This window comes from Roseibacillus ishigakijimensis (assembly GCF_016595415.1).
GTDB classification, from domain to species: Bacteria; Verrucomicrobiota; Verrucomicrobiia; order Verrucomicrobiales; family Akkermansiaceae; genus Roseibacillus; species Roseibacillus ishigakijimensis.
This window is the reverse complement of sequence record NZ_JAENIO010000012.1, coordinates 21,584-39,254: the sequence shown is the minus strand read 5'-3', so window position 1 is coordinate 39,254 and position 17,671 is coordinate 21,584. Positions and strand designations below refer to the sequence as shown.

Sequence of the window (17,671 nt, the reverse complement as noted above, 5' to 3'; positions counted from 1 at the left end):
GCGGCCACCATAACCTTTCCTCCCGCTGCGACAAGAGCTTGCCTCCGGCGGCAAGACACGTTAATTCCGGTCCTCGCATGTCGGAAGAATCCAAGTCCAACGCAACCCCCTCGCCCGCACCCCTCGGTGAAATCGAACATGGTCCCTCCAAGTTCGAGCAATTCATGGAGAAAAATCTCAAGCTCGTGATCCTGGGTGCTCTCGCCCTCATCATCGCCATTGCGGCCTACGTCATTTCCAGCCAACTGGCTGACGCCAAGGCCCAGGAAGCCGGCAACCATCTCTTTGCCGCCAATGACGCCCAGGCGCTGGCCAAGGTCGGACAGGACTACCCCGACAGCGCGGCGGCCTTCTCGGCCCGCCTCCTGCGCGCGGACGAACTTTGGCAAGAAGGCAAGGAAGCGGATGCCATCAAAGCCTTGCAAGAACTCTCCGGAGCCGATCACCCGGCAGCCGCGCAGGCCAAATTCAGCCTTGCCAGCATCTACCAACGCCAGGGCAAAGAAGCGGAAGCCCGCTCCGCTTACGAGGCCATCGTGAAGGACAGCAACGCCACCTATCTGCATCCCCTCTCCCTCATCGCCCTCGGCGATTTGGCCAAAGCCGCCGGCGAAGACGAGAAAGCCAAACAATATTATCAGCGCAAGATGGATGACTACCCCGCCTATCCCGACCAAGGCTTGGCCGTCACTCGCCTGACTCTCGTTGGAGTCGATGAGCCCCTCCGCGTGCAACCTCCCGCCGAAGCCCCTGGCGAGACCTCCAGCGACCTGGAAATTTCTCCCAGCTTCACCACTCCCGTGCCCGCACCCACCGCCACTCCAGCTCCAGCAGTGGAAGTCATCCCCGAGGAGGCCCCCGCCGAAGAAACTCCTTCCCCCACGCCCATCGAGTCTACTGAAGACCAAGAAAGCGCCGCCCCTGACGAGAAGGCCCCAGAAGAGGCCGAAGCTCCCGCTAAAGAATCGACAGAATCCTCCGACGACGACGCTCTTCCCGAGAACGGGGAATCCCTCCCGGACGGCGAGTAATTCGTTGACACCCCCCATCTAAATTCATTCACTCCCGCAAATGTTTCAAAAGATCATCAATCCCGAAGAAGGCAACGCCAACAAGGCTCCGCACGTGCCCAACCGTCCCCAGGCTCCCCAGCCCACGCACAATCCGGCCCCGGCGCCGCCGCAAGTAGCGGCAGCCGCCCCCCAACCCCAGCAGCCCGTGGCCCAGGCTCCCGCTTCCGGGGGAGGCCACCGCAACCGCCTTTCTTCCGATGTCGAAATCAAAGGAACGATCCGCTTCCAGGATGAACTGCTCGTCGACGGCAAGGTCGAAGGCGAAATTTCCTCCACCGGCACCCTGGCCATCCAAGAAAACGCCCGCATCCGCGCCGAAGTAAAAGTTGGTTCGGTGGTGATTCAGGGCAAAGTGCATGGCAACATCACGGCCACCCAGACTGTCGAGCTCCGCGCGGGTTCCGAGGTGGTGGGCGACATCAAGGCCGCCATCCTGACCATGGAAGCCGGAGCAATCTTTGTTGGTAAATCCGAAGTGGGCGCCCCTTCCAGCCAGCCCGCCAAGAGCGCGGACACCAGCAGCAACAAAGGCAGCGCTTCGGAAAACAAGGCCAACCAGAACAATCAGCAAAAAGCTCCGGCCAAAGCCTGAGGCTGAACTGGCCCGGTATTCATTCATCTCGGGGGAGGCCTGCCTAGTGCACCTCCTCCGTTTTTCTGTCAACCTCTCACGCTCTCAACACTCTGTTCGGGAAACGGCGCAACCCTGACTTCAAAGACCTCACCTGCCCCCTCTGTGGATACACGCAGCGTGAGTCCAGCCTTGTCGTCTCCACCAATTGCAAACAATGCCGGGGCTACCTCCGCATTGAGAAGGGAAAAGTCATCGCCCCCCAGCAAGGCCAGGAAGGCCCACGCTACCGCTCCACCTTGGACGAGCCAGCCGAGCCACCAAGCGCAAAACCGGTAGCGAAAGAAGAGAAACCTTCCCAACCTCCGGTCACGAAAGAGGCCGCGAAGCCCTCGCCCGCTCCAGAGACGGCACCCGCCAAGAAGGTGAAAGAGGTGAAGCCGACGGAGAAGAACGAGAAGAACCACGAGGAGGAGGAAGGCGAGGCGAAATTCCCTGCCCTGAAGAAGTGGCAGCGCTCCGAGCCCCGCCCTCCCGCGCACATTCCCGAAGGAAAGGGACCGAATCCTCTTCCGCAAAAGCCGGCCAAGCCAAAAGCGCCGCCACCACCCCCCAAGCCCTCCAGCCCTGAGGCCCCCAAAGATCTTCCGACCGAAAAAGCGAAACCAGCAACACCGGAGAGAAGCAATACAGCGGAGCCCCCCCTCCCGCGCGAGGAAAAGGCCTTGAAGCCCGCAGAGGAAACCGCGAAGGAAGAGGGCCCAACCAAGAACCCTTCCCCGGAGACCCCTCCTCCAGAAACCTCCCGCTATCGACCACCTCTGGAGGCGAAGACCCCAGAGAAGCACGGACCTCTGCCCCGACTGCGTAGCGTGAAAAAGCGCTCGGTGAAATGCTTCGAATGCGAACGGGAGCACGAAATCCTCGCCGACTCCACCTCCGCGCTCTGTCCTCACTGCGGCTCCTACATCGGGCTGAAACACTTTGATATCCGGGAGAACGAGAACTCCCGGATCCAAACCCGGGGTGACGTTTTTGTGCACAAGAAAGGCCACGTCAGCGGCATCACCATCCAGTGCCACAATCTGACGATCGAAGGGCAGATCCAGGGAGGCGCGGAATGCTCGGGCGACTTTATCCTGCGGAAGACTGGAAAAATCAACGGCCCCGTCAGCGGCGACCGCGTCATCATCGAGCGCCGGGCCGAGGTCGAGTTCATGAGCCCGGTGCAAGCCCGCGAGGTGATCATCGATGGTCACGTCAAGGGCGCGGTGGCCTGTCAGAAGCTGGTTCTTAAAAAGAGAGCCACCTTGGATGGCGATCTCACCGTCTCCACCCTTTCGATCGAGGAAGGAGCCCGCCACACTGGCAGGATCTCCATGAAGTGACTCCTGGAAGGAAGTGCCAGCTTCCTCTTGGCCCTCCTATCCACGCCTCCTTTGTCCGGTTACCAAGAGAGACAAGAACTCGGCGCCGGGCAAAGGCCGCCATGACGTCAATCCCGCCGAACTAGGAGAAAAAAGAAGGAGAAAAAAGAAAACCGCCTGCTTCCGAAGAAGCAGGCGGCACTGAAATCAGTTTCTAATGATAGCTACTGGACTATCGACGGCGGCGGACAAGACCACCAACGAGCGCAAGACCAGCAAGCAGAGCCGAAGAAGGCTCGGGGATGACGAAGAAAGTCACAGCGTTACCTCCATTGCGACTAGCAAAGGGACCACCAAGGTTTTTGGTCTCCCCTTCCCGGACGGTTCCCCAAACTAAGTTCGTCTCATTACTAAAAATAGATTGAGCGGCACCATCCACATCTACCGATTCAACCGTAAAACGGGTTGAATTATCTGTAAACGCTATAAAAGAAGTGTCGGCACTATCGTTCGGATTGACTACCACTGCATATGCCAGCATCCCAAGCGCGGCATCATTTGCACCGGGCTTCAAATTAATGTCGATACTCTCGCCACCAAGAGCTCCGAACAACCCAGGTCCCAAAGGACTAGACGTAAAATTGGCAGATCCAAGCGAAACGAAGTTTGCAAGAGAATTGGCCTCACCATTAAAGTATCCGACTTGAACCTGAGCATCAGTCACAGGCTCTCCAGTGTTATCAACCACCTGAAAGGCAAAACCCTGAGTGGTGCTAGCATTTGTAGGAGTAAACGTTGTTACGGCATAAGCTGGCATCGCGAAGACTGATGCCGCAAAAACTAGTTTTTGAATCGTTATTTTCATTTAATTTGTGTGTATTTTAAAAGCTTATAGACCTTCGTAGATTTCTGGAGTGGCAACTGTCGCGTTTCCACCACCCGAGGAAATGACGAAACCGCTGCCGAGATTAACAGCAGATGGATCCACACTCGCATTAGTGTCAGCCAAATTTACCCAAGCAGCACTGGCAAAACCTGTGCTAGGAGCAAATTCATCAAAATAATATTTATCAAATCCACTTCCATTCCAAACCCAGACTTGATCAGCTCCAGCTGAACTTGCTCCTCCTATTGCTAAACCTGAATCAAGAAACCCGTTTGAATAACTTGAACCAAATGCGTCTTCAATCGACTCAACTCCTACAGGAGCCACGGCTGATACAAAATTTAGCCCACTTTGCAAATTCAGCTCAGTTGCCGCAGCTTTTAAATCTCCTGCCACAGTGAAATCGTTACCGCTGGCTGAGGAAATGACAAACCCGTCCGCATACACGAGATTAACCGCCGAAGCATCAACAGGAGCACCGCTATTAGCTAAATTCACCCACGCAGCACTGGAAAAACCGGTACTTTCAGCGAATTCATCAAAATAATATTTATCAAATGAAGAACCATTCCACAGCCAAATTTGGTCAGCTCCAGCAGAACTAGCACCGCCTACAGCAAGACCAGAAGTCAAATTACCACCCACGACTTCGCTGCCAAAAACACTTTCGAGAGTAGCCGACGGCCTCAAGGTGTATGAAACAGGGAAAGAAAGACTCGTCAAATCAGCGGCAACATCGAGAGAATTGCCAGCTCCAGTTACGACCTCTTGGATAATTCCCGAGCCATCCTCAAGCTCCAAAATGTAAGTGCCCGAAACAATTAAATCTCCCAGCAACACATCATCGTCGGTCACAGTCGACGCCGTGGCAGACTCAAGCTGACCTGATGCGACCGGCTTTTCGTGCAATCTCAACCCAACAAAATTCAGCCCAGGCTCAATCGCCAAGGTCTCATACCCCACTACAGGGCTAGTTGCCTGACCGAAGGCAGAGGAGCAAAGGCCCACTGCGATGGCCACTGATTTCAGTGTTGTCATTTTCATGATTTTTTTTCGTAAGTTTGTTGCCAGGATGATTCCTGGACTTTGTGGTCTTATTTGTATTCCGCAGGCAATCCACGGACAAGATAGCTACCGGGAGGAGCAACCGTCAATTTTTTTTTACGAGAATCTCAAGATTGTCACATTCCGCCAGGGAGCTGCCCCGAGAATCACAAGAATCTTAAAAATAAGAAATTAGAAGCGCGGGGAAAGCTATTGCCACCGGGGAAGGCGGAGGTTCCCGGAGAAGTGAAATCTGTTTTTTGGCCTCTCGAGGGGAAAAAGGTGACACATGTTGACAAAGTTCCCCCGCGCCTTTTTGGAGGTTTTTCTCGGAAAAATGTCCTTTGTGACGAGCGATCTCCCGCCCGCTGCGGAGCCGGGCGGAAGGGCGGAGAGACTTTGCTGACCGAGCGGGGATGAGAAGGTTGGCCAGGCGATGGCAGAGGACAGCGCGCTCTCCCCCACTGTGACTACCGGGGCGGTAGCTTCCCGTGAGGCGCCAAGGAGGGCTTGGTTTTACTCAGGCAAAGAGGTCGTCAATGCCGGTGGCGAGGTCGTCAACGAGCGCTTTGGTGAGGGACACCATGGCCTGATAATCACGCAGGTCGATGATACCATTGTGAGAATGGATGTAGCGGGCGGGGACACCGAGGACGATACAAGGGACGCCACTTTGGGTTTGGTGAAAGCCGCCGGCGTCTGTTCCCCCACTACGCCGCACGGTCACTTGATGGGGAATGCCGTTTTTCTCAGCCAGAGCCAAAGCCCGGTCCACGAGCCGGGGGTTCATGATGGCACTGGGGTCGTGGAGGCGGATCTGCACGCCTTCGCCCAAGATTCCCTGACTGAGGGAGAGGTCTTGTCCGGGGGTGTCGTCGGCAGGAGGCCCTTCGAGCACGATGGCGACATCGGGAGCGAGCCGGTTACCCAGGGTGCGGGAGCCCCGGAGGCCGACTTCCTCTTGCACGGTGCCGGCCACGATGAGGTTGGCCCCTTTCCCCAAGCACTCGCGTCCGACCTCGATGGCTCCGGCCATGCCGACCCGATTGTCGAAGGCTTTGGCCAGGTAGCGATGCTCATGGGCGGTCGGTTGGAAGGAGCTGACGGGGGCGACCGGATCGCCAATCCGCACTCCCCAGGAGGCGACTTCCTCGGCGGAGCTGGCCGCGATATCGATGAACATATCGTCGAGTTCCTGCACTTTGCCTCGCTCGGATTTGCTCAAAAAATGGGGAGGCTTGGAGGCGATGACGCCGGTGATCTTGCGCCCGGAGCGGGTTTTCACCTCCACTCGTTGAGCGAGCAAATTGTGCCCCCACCAGCCGCCGACCGGGACGAAGGTGAGGTAACCGCCTTGGGTGACGGCCTGAACGCGGAAACCCACTTCGTCCATGTGACCGGCGACGAGGATGCGGGGCCCCTGCTGGTCGGCCTCACTCTGGCAGTAAGTCGAACCAAGGCGATCGCGGCCAAATTGACCTTGGCCGGCCAATTCCTGCTGAAAAATGGTACGCACCTCGTCCTCGTAGCCGGGGACGGAGTGAGCTTCGGTCAATTGGCGAAGGAGATTGACGGAGTAGTCGGACATGAGAGGGAGAATGAAGGGCGAGTGGACTTTTGGAAAGGGTGGATTGCGGGCCTCAGCGCTGCAGCTCCCAGACTTCCACCGCGCGGTTGTCGGCCCGCTTTTCGCCGAAGCGATCAGTTTCCCCGAGATAAACGTATTCGACCAGTTGATTGCCCCGCAAGAGTTCCCGCAGGGCGTCGGCGGTGTGTTTGGCGCGCAGGCTGCCGAGTTCGCGATTGAGTTCTTCATCTCCGCCGGTATCAGCAAAGCCGACGGCCAAGATGAGAGAATAGTCCTTGGTATCGGCCATCGCGACGCGGAGGGCATCGAGGTCGTCATTGCCGACATGGGCGCTGCCGCTGGCAAACTTCACCCGCACCAGAGAGCGGGCCCCCAGGTCGTTGGCGAGCTTGCTCCGGGCGGCTTCCCGGGCCTCGGGCTCGAGGGCTTCCCAAGCGAGGAGGTCCGCGCAAACCTGGCGAGCCCGGGGGGTGAGGCCCTGGGCCACGCTCTCGGGCACTGCGGAATCATCCCCGGAGGCCATTTCTTCGCGAATGCGCTGATCGATCTTGAGCTGACGGATTTCCCGTTCCAGTTCTTCAACGCGCCGGGCCTTTTCCACCTCGGCCTCGATGCGCACCCGGTTGAATTCCCGCTTCCACTCCGCCTCCTTGCGGGCGAGCAATTGGTCGACATCGGTTTCCTGCCGGTTGGCGTCGCTTGCCAAGGCCGCGGTCAGCTGGGCTCGCAATTCGGTCCGCTCTTGCCGCAGCTCGGCGCTTTTGGCCCGCTCCTCTTGCAATTGGCGGTTGATCGCTCGCACGTCCTTGACGTCGGAACGACCCACGAACCAACCCAGCCCGGCGGAAACGGCGACCACACAGAGGAAGATAAAAATCTCCACCAGATAGGAAAGAAAGGATTTGCGAGGTCGTCGCTCGATGTGGTCGGCCATGGTTGTCGATGGAGGGAAAATTCGGAAAAAGGAGGAGAGGAAGCTTGCTGGAGGATTCATGCTAAAGAAAAAGGGCAGCCAAGTCCATCCCAAGGGCGGGAGATGACGCCCCAAGCTCGTCCTGCGGCGGCGGAGCATGAATTTGCTTTCGAGGAGGGGAAAGCCTGCCTACTCTGCCCCCTCGCCAGCCATGCGCACCTACCTCGACCTGCTCCACCACGTCCTCGAACACGGAGAAGCCCGCAGCGACCGCACGGGGACGGGGACCCTTTCTGTCTTTGGCCACCAGAGCCGATACGATTTGCGGGAGGGTTTTCCTTGTCTCACGACCAAGAAGCTGCACTTGCGCTCCATCATTCACGAACTGCTTTGGTTCCTCAAAGGGGAAACCAATATTGCCTACCTGAAGGAAAACGGAGTCACCATTTGGGACGAATGGGCGGATGCGGAGGGCAATCTCGGGCCCGTCTATGGCCAGCAGTGGCGCTCCTGGCCCAAGCCGAATGGAGGAGTGGTGGACCAGATTGCGCGCGTGGTGGACTCCCTCAAGAACAATCCCCACTCCCGCCGCCATGTGGTCTCGGCCTGGAACGTGGGAGTGGTTGACGAGATGGCCCTTCCTCCCTGCCACCTGCTCTTCCAATTCTACGTGCACGATATTGATAGCGAGCGCCCGGGCCTCTCCTGCCAACTCTACCAGCGCTCGGCCGACCTCTTTCTGGGGGTCCCCTTCAACATTGCTTCCTATGCCTTGTTGACGGAAATGATGGCCCAGGTCTGTGGCTATGAAGCCCGCGACTTCGTGCACACTTTCGGCGATTTGCACCTTTACTCCAACCACCTTGAGCAAGCGCGCAAGCAGCTGGGCCGCGAACCGCGCCCGCTGCCCCGTCTGGAGCTCAATCCGGCGGTGCGAAATCTCGATGACTTCACCTTCGACGATATTTCCCTTCTTGCCTACGATCCTCACCCTGCCATCAAGGCCCCGGTGGCCGTCTGAACGTGATGAAACTGATCGCCATTGTCGCCCACGACCCCAATCTCCTCATCGGGGCAGGTGGAGAGCTGCCCTGGCACTTGCCAGCCGACCTCGCCTTTTTCAAAAAGACGACCAGCGGGCATCCCATCGTGATGGGCCGAAAGACCTACGACTCCATTGGCCGCCCCCTGCCCAGACGCCAGAACATCGTGCTGACCCGGGACCCGAGCTGGACGGCAGAAGGGGTTTCCGTGATTCACGCCCCCGAGGACCTGACTTCCCTGCCCCTGACCTTGCCCGGGCCGGTTTACCTCATTGGGGGAGCGGAAATCTACCGCCTCTTTCTCCCCCTCACCGCCGAGATGCTGGTCACTTTCGTGAAGACGACTCATCAAGGCGACACCCACCTCCCTCCCTATGAGGCGGATTTTGAATGCGCTGAAATAATCTCCGAGAGGGCGGAATTTGAGATCCGGCGCTACGTGCGGAGAAAAGCGTAGCCCCGGGCCCCGGCGAGCAAGGGCAAGCGGATTTCTCCTGCGGCGACCTCCGCCATTTGCCCGGAAAGCAGGTCACGATACTTTCCGGCTGGGAGAGTGCTGGGAAAACACCCTCCGGCAAACGCACCCCCGCGATTGGCGAACACGCAAGCTTGGTCCCCGAGATTCCAGGCAAGGCGGGCTTCCTCCGAGAGCCAGACCTGGCGGGCCAAGCCATGGGTGCGACGAAAAAAGGAGATCCCAGCCTGGAGGGAAGGGCTTTCGGGAGGGTAGAGCCCCGCGCCGGGCTCGCCCACAAACACCGAGGGAACCCCTTCCCCCCACCCGAAAAGAAAAGTCTCCGCCAGCTGGTGCATCGCGGCGGGCAGGTGGAAGCGCTCATCGCGAATCCCCTCACTGCGGCTGCTGGCGCCCTTGACCAAATCATGGTTGGTGAGGAAGCGCACCGCCGCCTGGGGAGGCAGGGCGGGGGCCGCGCCGTTTTCTGGCAAAAGAGAGCTCATCGCTCGTTCCCCCCGCAAGCACGCCGCCAGGGAGGCGAGATGGGGGAAGTCGAAATAATGCACGCCCGGCAAGGCCGAAAGATAGGGCGCAAAGGTGGCGAGCGAGGTATCGGCAATCTCGCCCACGAGGAGCCCGGCGACCCCGGCCTCAGCCAGAATAGCCGCCAGATCCGCAGGGGGAATGTGGCGGGCGGAATCGAGCCGGAAGCCCCCGACCCCGCAGCATTGCAAGTCACGCAGGTGATTGGCCAGCTTGGTCCGCACCCGGGGCGACTCCGTTTTCAGGTCGGGCAACCCTCCGAAGAGCCAGCGATTGCGCACTTGGCGTTCATCGCTCCAATCGCGAATGGGGGCGTAGGGGTGAAAGTCCGCCACCGTGAAGTCCGGGAAATCCACCTCCCGCAGCCTCCCCCGCTCCACCCTCACGAAGGGAGCAGCAGCGAGGTGATTAAGGACCACATCCACCACCAGGGTGAGTCCGTGTTCCCGCGTGGCCCGGGCCAAGCGCATGAGGTCCTCGCGCGTGCCGAGGGGGCCTTCGATGAGGCGGTAGTCGACGGGCTGGTATTTGCCCCACCAATGCCCGTTTTCGAGGCTTTTTTGCACGGGGGAAAGCTGCAGGTGGGTGTAGCCCGTGCGGGCGAGCCGCGGGAGGGCCTGCTCCACCTCACGGAAAGACCACTCGAAGAGCTGGGCCAAAATCCTGGGACCGGGGGACGTCACTCCCTCAAAGGAAGGGACGGGGTAGGAAAAGGCGAGCTTCTTCGCTCCCGGAGGACGAGCTTTGCCCTTCATTTTTCCCCCGCTGCCCGTCATGGTCCGCCCGGGCCTGCCTGATTCCTGCCAAAAAGATGATTCTCGACCTTCCGCAACTGCTTCTCCTCCTCTTTCCTCTCGGATTCGCGGTGGCCGTCTTCCGGGTGACCGGCATTTGGCCCTTAACCTATGTCACGGTGGGAGGGGCAGCCCTTTCGGCCATCAATCTGCGGGCGGCCGCCACCCTCGCCGAGCAAGCCCAGCCGGGCGGGGGTGCCCCCTACCATGTTGCGGTCTGGATCTTCTGTCCCCTGATCCTTGCCACGGGATTGGTTCGAATCAATCGCTTACGAAAAGCCAATGCCCTGTCTGAGCTTTTAGCGGAAGAAGAAAAAGAAAAGGTAACAAGTAACAACGATTAAGATAGCTCATCAATATAGCCTTTTTGTGACGATATTTTCACTGAAAAGCTTTACTCCCCCCTTGCAGGCTGGCCTAACACCTGCTACCCCCCGCCCGTTCCCCTCCCCATCATGAAATTAATTATTCTTCTCGCGATTAGCGGATTTTTCAGTGCGCTCATTCTCGTCTCCACAGCGGAGGAATCGCCGAGCGCCTCCACTACCGCAGGCAAGACCTCTGGCGAGATCGGCGAAGCAAGCCCTGCGGAAGAGAAGAAGCCCTGAGCCCGGCGCTCATCGCGACCGGGGGCACCCGCGCTGGCCGGGTCCCTTTCTCCACGCAGCTCACCGCTGCTACTTGTTCTTTTCGTCCGCCTGATCCTCCTGCCGACTGGCGAGATAAGCCACCACATCACGAATCTGACCTTGATCGAGGAGTCCCCCCATGGGCGGCATGGCGGAAACCGGCTCCGTCTCGCCAGCCACTTTCTCCCGGGGGATCACTTTTTTCTCTTCTCCCACCTGAATCACAACTGCCCCGTCCTCATTCCCGGCGAGCTTGATGCCACTCACCGTGGAACCATCCTGCAGAGTCACCGTCACCACGCCGAAGCCCTCCGCCACCTCGCTGCCCGGCGTGAGCAGGGAGCGCAGGAGATAGGCCCGGTCGCGGCTTTTGCCAATGGTAGAAAGTTCGGGGCCGACCTGCCCCCCGATGCCATCCATGACGTGGCAGCGGGCGCACTGGGCCGCGCCGTGATTGAGATAAATCTCCTCCCCCCGCTGTCGATCGCCCCCTTCCTCGCAAGCGGCAAACCATTCGGCCCAGGGATCGTCGGTGGGCAGGCTGGCCCGGTAAGCGGCGAGGGCCTGCGCCACGGTCGGCTCAGAGGACTTTTCTGCCGCTTGCAGGACATCGAGGACGAGAGCTTTGGGCAAAGTCCCAGCCTGCAGACGAGCGATGGTCTGGGTCAGAGCCTGGGCCGCCGCCGCTCCTTTCTCCTCCCCGAGGATGCGCAAGGTCATCTGCTGTTCGGGCACGGTGCTGCTCTCGTTGGTCAAGGCCTCGGCGAGAAGGCCCAGCGCAGTCTCCCGATCTGTTTTCAGCAGAGACTCCCGCGCAAAGCTCCGCAGCTCGGAATGCGGCGACGCCAGCAAAGCGGCCAGCGTGTTCTGGATTTGAGCCTCTTCCTCTGACTGAGCCACCAGGAGGCGGCCCGCTGTCAAGCGGGCACGAAGACCATAGTCCGCCTTCTGGAGGATATTCTGCAGGACCTCGCCAGCGATGATCCGGCCGGTCTCCTCGGCGAGGAGGAGAGCCAGTGGCAGCATCTCTTCCCCCGCCGGATCCTTCGCCGCCCGGGCCAAATAATCCGGCAAAAAGGCCAGCTGTTCCGCAGTCAGGGGCTCACGTTGCTCGCCCAAGGGGACCGCTGTCCCCGTCACGGGATCAGCCACGGGAGGCTCGTTCCAATCCAACAGTGCCACCAGGGCATCGCGCCGCGGGCGAGCATCCAAGCCCCAATCGGCCGCGATTCTTGCCAAGGCCGCCACATCCTGAGCTCGTCCCGTGCGCCAGGCTGCATAAATGGCCCGCTTGGCAGTGAGGGGGTAGAAATGGTCCCCGGAACCCACCCGGCCGACCACCTCCCCCACCCGGTCGGCCAGGGCGGGAAGGGCGGCGACGATATGCTCATCGTAGGCTCCACGAATCGCCTCCTGCCGCACGGCCTGATCGGAGTCCTCGAAAAAGTGGGCAATCTCGCCCGCCCCTTGTCGGCGCAAGGCCACCACGGCAGCCAAGCGCACGGACCGGGATTCATCATTTGCTAGCTTGGCGAGCTGATCCGGAGTGGCGCTTTCGGCCAAAATAACGATGCCTCCATGGCGGAGGTAAAGGTCTTGATCCGCATTTTTCCTCAGCAGAGCCAGCGCTGGAGCCAGCGAAGAGGGATGCCCCTCATTGGCGAGGGCAAAGGCCGCCAGCGAAGCGACCCGGGGTGAGTCCGCTTGCAAAAGCTGCTGCAACCGCACCCGATGGGGAGCCATTCCCCGGGGATGCCAGCCCAGGGCCCGGGCGGCATTGGCGCGCATTTCCTCCTCCTCATCATGCAGGAGCCCGGCCAGGTCGGCGAGGGCCTCCGGCTCGGCAAAGGCCAGCTGCCCCAAGCCCCAGAGCGAATGGAGACGCCGGAAAAAAGGCTCCTCCGCTTGAATCCCTTGCGCAAACCGTTTGCGAGCTTCGGCCGCCGGAAGCTGGGCAAGAGCGAACTGGGCCCGCTGGCGCACCCGTTGATCGTCAAAGGCAAGGAGTTCCAGCAAGCGGGCCGGGGAAAGAGCGGAAAAGTCGCCCTGCAGCAGGCGGGCAGTCTCCTGCACATGACTGCTCTGACGCACATCCTCATCGGCGAGAGTCCAGATTCGTCCCTTTTCGGGCTGTCCCCACCCCCCGATGTAGTCGCAGAGGTAGAGCCGCCCGTCAGTGCCCCAGTCGAGATCGGTGGCGGCGAGACTTTTCACAAAAGGTTCACTGGACTCGAGGGCAAAGCCCCCGCCGGCGGCGTTCAACCGGAAGGTCTCCACCTTGCAGTTCGCGGTGCTTCCCACATAACTGGTCAGGAAGAACGAGCGGTCGAATTGTTTGGGCAAAGCGACCCCCCCGGGGTTGTAAGCCAAGCCCCCGGGCCCATTGACCGTGAGCGCTACCGGAGGCAGCAAGTAGGCGGGTTGCCCCTCGTGACGGGGCTTCCAAAGCCCCTCCGCCATCCAGGGATCCTCTCGCTGGGCCAAATCATTGGACTGGGGTTTGCGATGCTTGAAGACCGCCGTGCCAAAGGAAGTCTGCGTCTGATGCCCCATGTGCCAGCCCGAGTCGCCATGGGGCACGACGTAGACAATACGCTCGCTGTCCCCTTGATCGTAGTCGTTATCCGCCGTGAAAAGGTTGCCAAAAGCATCAAAAACAATCTCCTTGGGATTGCGCAGCCGCTTGTGCACAACCTCGAAGTGCGAGCCATCGGGGAAGGCCCGGAAAACCGCCCCGGTATCCCCTCCGGCAAAGACCCGCCCCTCTTGCTCCACATGATAGCCCCGGTCCCCGATGGTCCAGTAGAGCTTGCCATCGGGACCAAAGGCAAAGCCATTGAGATCATGCCCGGAGAAGCTCACCCGGCAGCCAAAACCATCCACCAGGGTCTTGACCTCCTCAGCCTGACCATCGCCATCAAGGTCGCGGAGGGCATAGATTCCCGGAATATTGGCAAAATAGACCGTGCCATCGCGCTCCATGAGGCCCCCCGCCGTGCCGGACAGCGGATCATTGAAGTCATCGCGAAAGTAGCCGGATTCATCCGCCCGGCCATCGCCATCATGATCAGTCAAGAGGCGAATTTTCTCCGCTTCGCGCGTGAAATCCTTCCACTCCAGGAACTGCGGGCTGGACCATTTTTTGTGATAGGCCATGCGATCATCGGTGGTCCAACAGCGGATGTCGTCCTCCACCCGCTCCTTGAGAAACTTGCCCCCGTCCCGAATGTCCTGCACCTGAATGCGCCAACGGTGGGACTCGCCCACGTAGACCCGGTTCTCATCATCCAAGCAGAGGGTCGTCGGATTGGTCACCTGCGACTCATCGGCGAAAAGCTTCAGAGTCAATCCCCGGGGCACTTGAATGGAGGCATTTTCCTCCGCCGGGACGTGACCCAGGTCAGCGGCGAGGAGAGTCGTGCAAAGAGTGGTCGAGAGAGAAAGGGAGCAGGAAAGAGAAGTCATGACGAGATGATGTCGGGCGGGTGCCAGCCTATGAGACGATCCGCAATTGGGAAACCTTTCGCGGCCTTGTGTTAAATTCCCCCCCGCCTTCAGCCAACCCGCGCTTGCCAAGGACAGCCTGCCGCTCCATAGCCAGCACATGCCTGAACGAGCCGAGCACCACTGGCTGCGCATCCTGCCGCCCGTCCTCCTTTGTGCCGTCCTCTGGGGCAGCGCCTTTCCCGGCATCAAGCTCGCCTATCTCGAGTGGGAGCAGCAGGGGCTCTCCATCGGCCTAGCCGAAATGTATTGGTTCGCCGGCCTCCGCTTCACCCTGGCCGGAGGCGTCCTACTCCTCCTTTCCCGTCAAGCACTGCGGGACTTCCGCGCCACCCCCATCAAGCTCACTCTCGCCTTTGCAGCCACCCAGACCATCGGTCAATATCTCTTCTTCTACTTGGGCCTCAATCTCTCCAGCGGCAGTCTGGGCAGCCTCATGGTCGCCACCGGTTCCTTCTGGTGGATGCTGCTGGCTCCCCTCATCCTGCGCACCCCCTGGCCCAGTCGCGGCCAATGGGCCGCACTCTTCCTCGGTGCCGTGGGTGTGAGCCTGGCCACCAGCACTCCGGCTGACGGCCGCCCCTTCTCCCTTCCCGGTCTCCTCTGTCTCCTCACCGCGACCCTGATGGGGGCGCTGGGCATCATCACTTTTTCCAAAATCCGGCCCACCATGGGTCCCCGGGCGGCAACGGGCTTTTCCCTCTTCCTCGGTGGGCTCGTCCTCCTCGCGGCCGGCAGCCCCGCCGCCCCCCAGAGCGCGGAAATCCTGACCCCCAAGGTCCTCGCCCTCACCCTCTGGCTGGCCTTCGTCTCAGCTTTCGCCTTCACCCTTTGGAACCACCTCTCGACCCAGCATCCGGTGAATTTGCTCGCCAGCTACCGCTTTCTCATCCCCATATGCGGAGTGAGCGAGTCCCTCCTGCTCATTCCCGGGGAAAAGGCCACCTGGGGCCTCCTTGTGGGCGGCACCCTCGTCATTCTCTCCCTCCTCGCCGCCCAACGCCTCTCCCCGACCGGGCCTCCCAAGCCCGCCTCCTGCACCCCCCGGACCAGCACCGGGTCCCGGGAATAGCTCCCGGCTTTACCAAATCAGGATTTCCACCCCATGTAGGAGAAGTCCCACGCAACCTCCGATGAGGGTGCCATTGATGCGGATGAACTGCAGATCGGGGCCGACCTGATTCTCCAACTTTTCAATGAGATCATCCGCCTCCCAGCTATCGACCGTGCGGCTGATGACGGTCTCGATGCCACTCCCGTAGCGTTCAAAAAAGCCCGCCACCGCATTTTCGAGAGTCTCCTCAAAGTGAGCCAACTTTTCGGGATTCTCCTGCAGACGGGTAGCCGAGGAGGCAATCACCTGCGCCCACCGGCCGCCATCGCTGCCGCTTTCCAAGTTCTCGGCCTCGCTCAGCACGTATCGCCCGGCACCACGAATGACTTCCTCAAGCACGGCCTGGGTTTCCGGATCCGCGAGGACGCGCTCTTTGAAGGCTTCCCACTCGCCACCGCCTCCCTCCTGCAGCTCGCGCAGCGTCTGGCGGAGAGCCTCCTCGATTTTTTCATAAAGCGCATGCTCCTGGTCCTGGCTCGCGGCCGCGAGCTCGCCGGAAAGCTTCTCGATGGCCTTGCCCGACATCATCATGGCGGCCACTTCGGTCACCGCGCCGAGAATTTTGGCTTTGCGCATGGGGGCTCCCTTGCGGGCCTCGTCCATCACCCAATCCCGATTCTGAGCCACTGTTTCGCCCAAACGCCCCAGGATGGGAGCAAGGACCTCGCGCCGGGTGGGACTCCGCAAAAAACCCTCCAACAACACGGAGACCAAGCGCCCCACGGGAAGCCCCTGCAGGGCCTCCCTCACCTTTTCTCCCCCCAGGCGGGAAAGCTCCAGCCCGTCCGCTTTCGCCAGCAATCCCGGCAAAGTGCCCGCCACCCGCCGCACCGCAGCTTCGGCATTCTCGGCCCGAGCCAACCAGGCCGTGATCTTCTCCGCCGGCTGCCAGTCGCGCCACTGGCGACTGACTTCCTCGCGAGTAAAGAAACTGCCCCGCACAAACTGACCGACGAGAGCCCCGATGCGCTCCTTCTCCTCCCGCACAATCGCCGTGTGGGGAATGGGCAATCCCAGCGGATGGCGAAAGAGAGCCGTCACCGCGAACCAATCCGCAAGCGCGCCCACCATCGCGGCCTCGGCGAAAGCCCGCACCCATCCCCATCCTGCCAGAGATTCCTCCAAACTACGAGAAAGCCCATAGGTCAAGGCCATGAGCACGAGGAGCCCGGTGGCAAAGGCCCGCATGCGTTGCAATCGTTCGCGTCCGTCTTTCATGCTGATTGGGTGGTGAAATGTTGCCAGCCCCCGGAGCCGAGGTCACTGCGCTCTCCCGGGGTGAGAGTGCCGATGCGGGTCAGTTCCAGCGAGGGAAAAGTGCGCCGAAATTCGTCCTCCCAAGCCCCCTCCGCAGCGGTAAAAATCAACTCCATATCCTCCCCCTCGGACAAGGCCTGCTCCACCGAGCAACCCGCCTGACGCGGAAGCATCTCCCGCCAGAGCTCGAAACCCCAGCCGCTGGCATCGGCAAGGCGGGGAAGATCCCGCCGAATTCCATCGGAAAGATCCATCATGGCCGTCGCATGGGCAGCCAGCCACTGCCCCTCCGCCACCCGGGGCAGAAAGTCCAGATGCCGCTCGCTGGCAAAGCTGCCACCCAGGCGCCCGGTGACCCAAATGCCATCGCCCACCTGCCCCCCGGCCCGGGTCACCACCCGTCCCCGCTCCACCCGCCCCGTGCCCGCCACGCTGATCATGGCCGCCGCTCCCGCCGGGAGCCCTACTGTCTCGCCCCCCACGATACTGGCTCCATACTCCTGCGCACAACAGGTCAGACCTCGGTAAAGGCCTTCCAGCCAGGCCATCGCACAATCTTCCGGCACGGCAACGGTCACTAGCAATTCCTCCGCCCTTCCCCCCATGGCCGCAAAGTCGCTCACCACGCGGGCCGCAGCCTTCCATCCCACCCGCGCCGGATCCGTTTCCGATAAAAAATGCACCCCCGCCACGACCGCATCGGTCTTGAGCAACAAAAGGTCTTCCCCCCCGGCATCGATCACCGCGCAATCGTCCCCCGGACCGACCAGCACGCGCTCCCCCTGAGACAGCCCGGCCACCAGACGGCGCACGATTTCCTCTTCGCCCAGATGATGCATTTTCGTAGAATCGGATGAGTCGGACATAGCTGGCAAGTCCCCCAAGTTG

At 60.6% G+C, this 17,671-nt stretch carries 16 protein-coding genes; 8 read left to right on the top strand and 8 right to left on the bottom strand.

Translation table 11 applies throughout. The features are described 5' to 3' along the window. The first annotated feature begins 77 nt into the window (after positions 1 to 77). The 3 genes from JIN78_RS06550 (at position 78) to JIN78_RS06540 (ending at position 3,032) form a co-directional block, all read left to right on the top strand. Complete coding sequence (locus tag JIN78_RS06550) at positions 78 to 1,031, top strand: tetratricopeptide repeat protein (protein ID WP_200391152.1); 954 nt, start codon at positions 78 to 80, stop codon at positions 1,029 to 1,031. Between the two features lie 40 nt (positions 1,032 to 1,071). After that, a complete protein-coding gene (locus JIN78_RS06545) occupies positions 1,072 to 1,665 on the top strand; it encodes a bactofilin family protein (RefSeq protein ID WP_200391151.1) in 594 nt (197 codons plus the stop codon). Positions 1,666 to 2,531: 866 nt separating this feature from the next. Next, on the top strand, positions 2,532 to 3,032 hold the full coding sequence (locus JIN78_RS06540; protein WP_200391150.1) for a bactofilin family protein: 501 nt from the start codon (positions 2,532 to 2,534) through the stop codon (positions 3,030 to 3,032). A gap of 211 nt (positions 3,033 to 3,243) precedes the next feature. Here JIN78_RS06540 and JIN78_RS06535 read toward each other — a convergent pair whose 3' ends face one another. The 4 genes from JIN78_RS06535 to JIN78_RS06520 form a co-directional block, all read right to left on the bottom strand. Further along, on the bottom strand, positions 3,244 to 3,876 hold the full coding sequence (locus JIN78_RS06535; RefSeq protein ID WP_200391149.1) for a PEP-CTERM sorting domain-containing protein: 633 nt from the start codon (positions 3,874 to 3,876) through the stop codon (positions 3,244 to 3,246). A 24-nt stretch (positions 3,877 to 3,900) separates the two neighbouring features. Then, a complete protein-coding gene (locus JIN78_RS06530; RefSeq protein ID WP_200391148.1) occupies positions 3,901 to 4,941 on the bottom strand; it encodes a hypothetical protein in 1,041 nt (346 codons plus the stop codon). 520 nt (positions 4,942 to 5,461) lie between these two features. Next, on the bottom strand, positions 5,462 to 6,529 hold the full coding sequence (locus JIN78_RS06525) for a M42 family metallopeptidase (RefSeq protein ID WP_200391147.1): 1,068 nt from the start codon (positions 6,527 to 6,529) through the stop codon (positions 5,462 to 5,464). 52 nt (positions 6,530 to 6,581) lie between these two features. Beyond that, on the bottom strand, positions 6,582 to 7,463 hold the full coding sequence (locus JIN78_RS06520; RefSeq protein ID WP_200391146.1) for an OmpA family protein: 882 nt from the start codon (positions 7,461 to 7,463) through the stop codon (positions 6,582 to 6,584). A 190-nt stretch (positions 7,464 to 7,653) separates the two neighbouring features. Between JIN78_RS06520 and JIN78_RS06515 the strand changes: the two genes are divergently transcribed. Then, positions 7,654 to 8,463 carry a thymidylate synthase gene (locus JIN78_RS06515; protein ID WP_200391145.1) on the top strand — a complete coding sequence of 270 codons (810 nt, stop codon included), beginning with the start codon at positions 7,654 to 7,656 and terminating at the stop codon, positions 8,461 to 8,463. 5 nt (positions 8,464 to 8,468) lie between these two features. Further along, the gene (locus JIN78_RS06510) at positions 8,469 to 8,942 is read left to right on the top strand and encodes a dihydrofolate reductase (protein WP_200391144.1); all 474 of its coding nucleotides are present in this window, start codon (positions 8,469 to 8,471) and stop codon (positions 8,940 to 8,942) included. On the opposite strand, the gene JIN78_RS06505 is transcribed toward JIN78_RS06510, so the two are convergent. Further along, positions 8,921 to 10,240, bottom strand: a complete 1,320-nt coding sequence (locus tag JIN78_RS06505; RefSeq protein ID WP_200391143.1) for an alpha-amylase family glycosyl hydrolase — start codon at positions 10,238 to 10,240, stop codon at positions 8,921 to 8,923. The two genes, JIN78_RS06510 and JIN78_RS06505, sit on opposite strands and share 22 nt — an antisense overlap. A 56-nt stretch (positions 10,241 to 10,296) precedes the next feature. On the opposite strand from JIN78_RS06505, the gene JIN78_RS06500 reads away from it, so the two are divergent. Then, positions 10,297 to 10,623, top strand: coding sequence for a hypothetical protein (locus JIN78_RS06500; protein WP_200391142.1), 327 nt, complete (start codon positions 10,297 to 10,299; stop codon positions 10,621 to 10,623). A 111-nt stretch (positions 10,624 to 10,734) separates the two neighbouring features. Next, a complete protein-coding gene (locus JIN78_RS06495; protein ID WP_200391141.1) occupies positions 10,735 to 10,887 on the top strand; it encodes a hypothetical protein in 153 nt (50 codons plus the stop codon). Positions 10,888 to 10,956: 69 nt separating this feature from the next. On the opposite strand, the gene JIN78_RS06490 is transcribed toward JIN78_RS06495, so the two are convergent. Beyond that, positions 10,957 to 14,373, bottom strand: coding sequence for a DUF7133 domain-containing protein (locus JIN78_RS06490; protein WP_200391140.1), 3,417 nt, complete (start codon positions 14,371 to 14,373; stop codon positions 10,957 to 10,959). A 139-nt stretch (positions 14,374 to 14,512) separates the two neighbouring features. Here JIN78_RS06490 and JIN78_RS06485 point away from each other — a divergent pair, with 139 nt between their 5' ends. Further along, positions 14,513 to 15,484: a DMT family transporter gene (locus JIN78_RS06485; RefSeq protein ID WP_200391139.1), complete on the top strand. Its 972-nt coding sequence runs from the start codon at positions 14,513 to 14,515 to the stop codon at positions 15,482 to 15,484. 9 nt (positions 15,485 to 15,493) lie between these two features. On the opposite strand, the gene JIN78_RS06480 is transcribed toward JIN78_RS06485, so the two are convergent. After that, positions 15,494 to 16,744 (bottom strand): DUF445 domain-containing protein, encoded by a 1,251-nt coding sequence (locus JIN78_RS06480; RefSeq protein ID WP_200391138.1) that lies wholly within the window; start codon positions 16,742 to 16,744, stop codon positions 15,494 to 15,496. Next, a complete protein-coding gene (gene thiL, locus JIN78_RS06475) occupies positions 16,741 to 17,649 on the bottom strand; it encodes a thiamine-phosphate kinase (protein WP_200391137.1) in 909 nt (302 codons plus the stop codon). The genes JIN78_RS06480 and thiL overlap by 4 nt, the downstream gene beginning before the upstream one ends. Positions 17,650 to 17,671: the final 22 nt, after the last annotated feature.

Excerpts from the sequence above, each read along its gene's own strand:
- JIN78_RS06530 (WP_200391148.1), bottom strand. The coding sequence starts at position 4,941 with ATGAAAATGACAACACTGAAATCAGTGGCCATCGCAGTGGGCCTTTGC.
- JIN78_RS06480 (WP_200391138.1), bottom strand. The coding sequence starts at position 16,744 with ATGAAAGACGGACGCGAACGATTGCAACGCATGCGGGCCTTTGCCACC.
- JIN78_RS06515 (WP_200391145.1), top strand. The coding sequence starts at position 7,654 with ATGCGCACCTACCTCGACCTGCTCCACCACGTCCTCGAACACGGAGAA.
- JIN78_RS06505 (WP_200391143.1), bottom strand. The coding sequence starts at position 10,240 with ATGAAGGGCAAAGCTCGTCCTCCGGGAGCGAAGAAGCTCGCCTTTTCC.
- JIN78_RS06500 (WP_200391142.1), top strand. The coding sequence starts at position 10,297 with ATGATTCTCGACCTTCCGCAACTGCTTCTCCTCCTCTTTCCTCTCGGA.
- JIN78_RS06520 (WP_200391146.1), bottom strand. The coding sequence starts at position 7,463 with ATGGCCGACCACATCGAGCGACGACCTCGCAAATCCTTTCTTTCCTAT.
- JIN78_RS06545 (WP_200391151.1), top strand. The coding sequence starts at position 1,072 with ATGTTTCAAAAGATCATCAATCCCGAAGAAGGCAACGCCAACAAGGCT.
- JIN78_RS06535 (WP_200391149.1), bottom strand. The coding sequence starts at position 3,876 with ATGAAAATAACGATTCAAAAACTAGTTTTTGCGGCATCAGTCTTCGCG.
- JIN78_RS06525 (WP_200391147.1), bottom strand. The coding sequence starts at position 6,529 with ATGTCCGACTACTCCGTCAATCTCCTTCGCCAATTGACCGAAGCTCAC.
- JIN78_RS06550 (WP_200391152.1), top strand. The coding sequence starts at position 78 with ATGTCGGAAGAATCCAAGTCCAACGCAACCCCCTCGCCCGCACCCCTC.
- JIN78_RS06495 (WP_200391141.1), top strand. The coding sequence starts at position 10,735 with ATGAAATTAATTATTCTTCTCGCGATTAGCGGATTTTTCAGTGCGCTC.
- JIN78_RS06510 (WP_200391144.1), top strand. The coding sequence starts at position 8,469 with ATGAAACTGATCGCCATTGTCGCCCACGACCCCAATCTCCTCATCGGG.
- JIN78_RS06490 (WP_200391140.1), bottom strand. The coding sequence starts at position 14,373 with ATGACTTCTCTTTCCTGCTCCCTTTCTCTCTCGACCACTCTTTGCACG.
- thiL (WP_200391137.1), bottom strand. The coding sequence starts at position 17,649 with ATGTCCGACTCATCCGATTCTACGAAAATGCATCATCTGGGCGAAGAG.
- JIN78_RS06485 (WP_200391139.1), top strand. The coding sequence starts at position 14,513 with ATGCCTGAACGAGCCGAGCACCACTGGCTGCGCATCCTGCCGCCCGTC.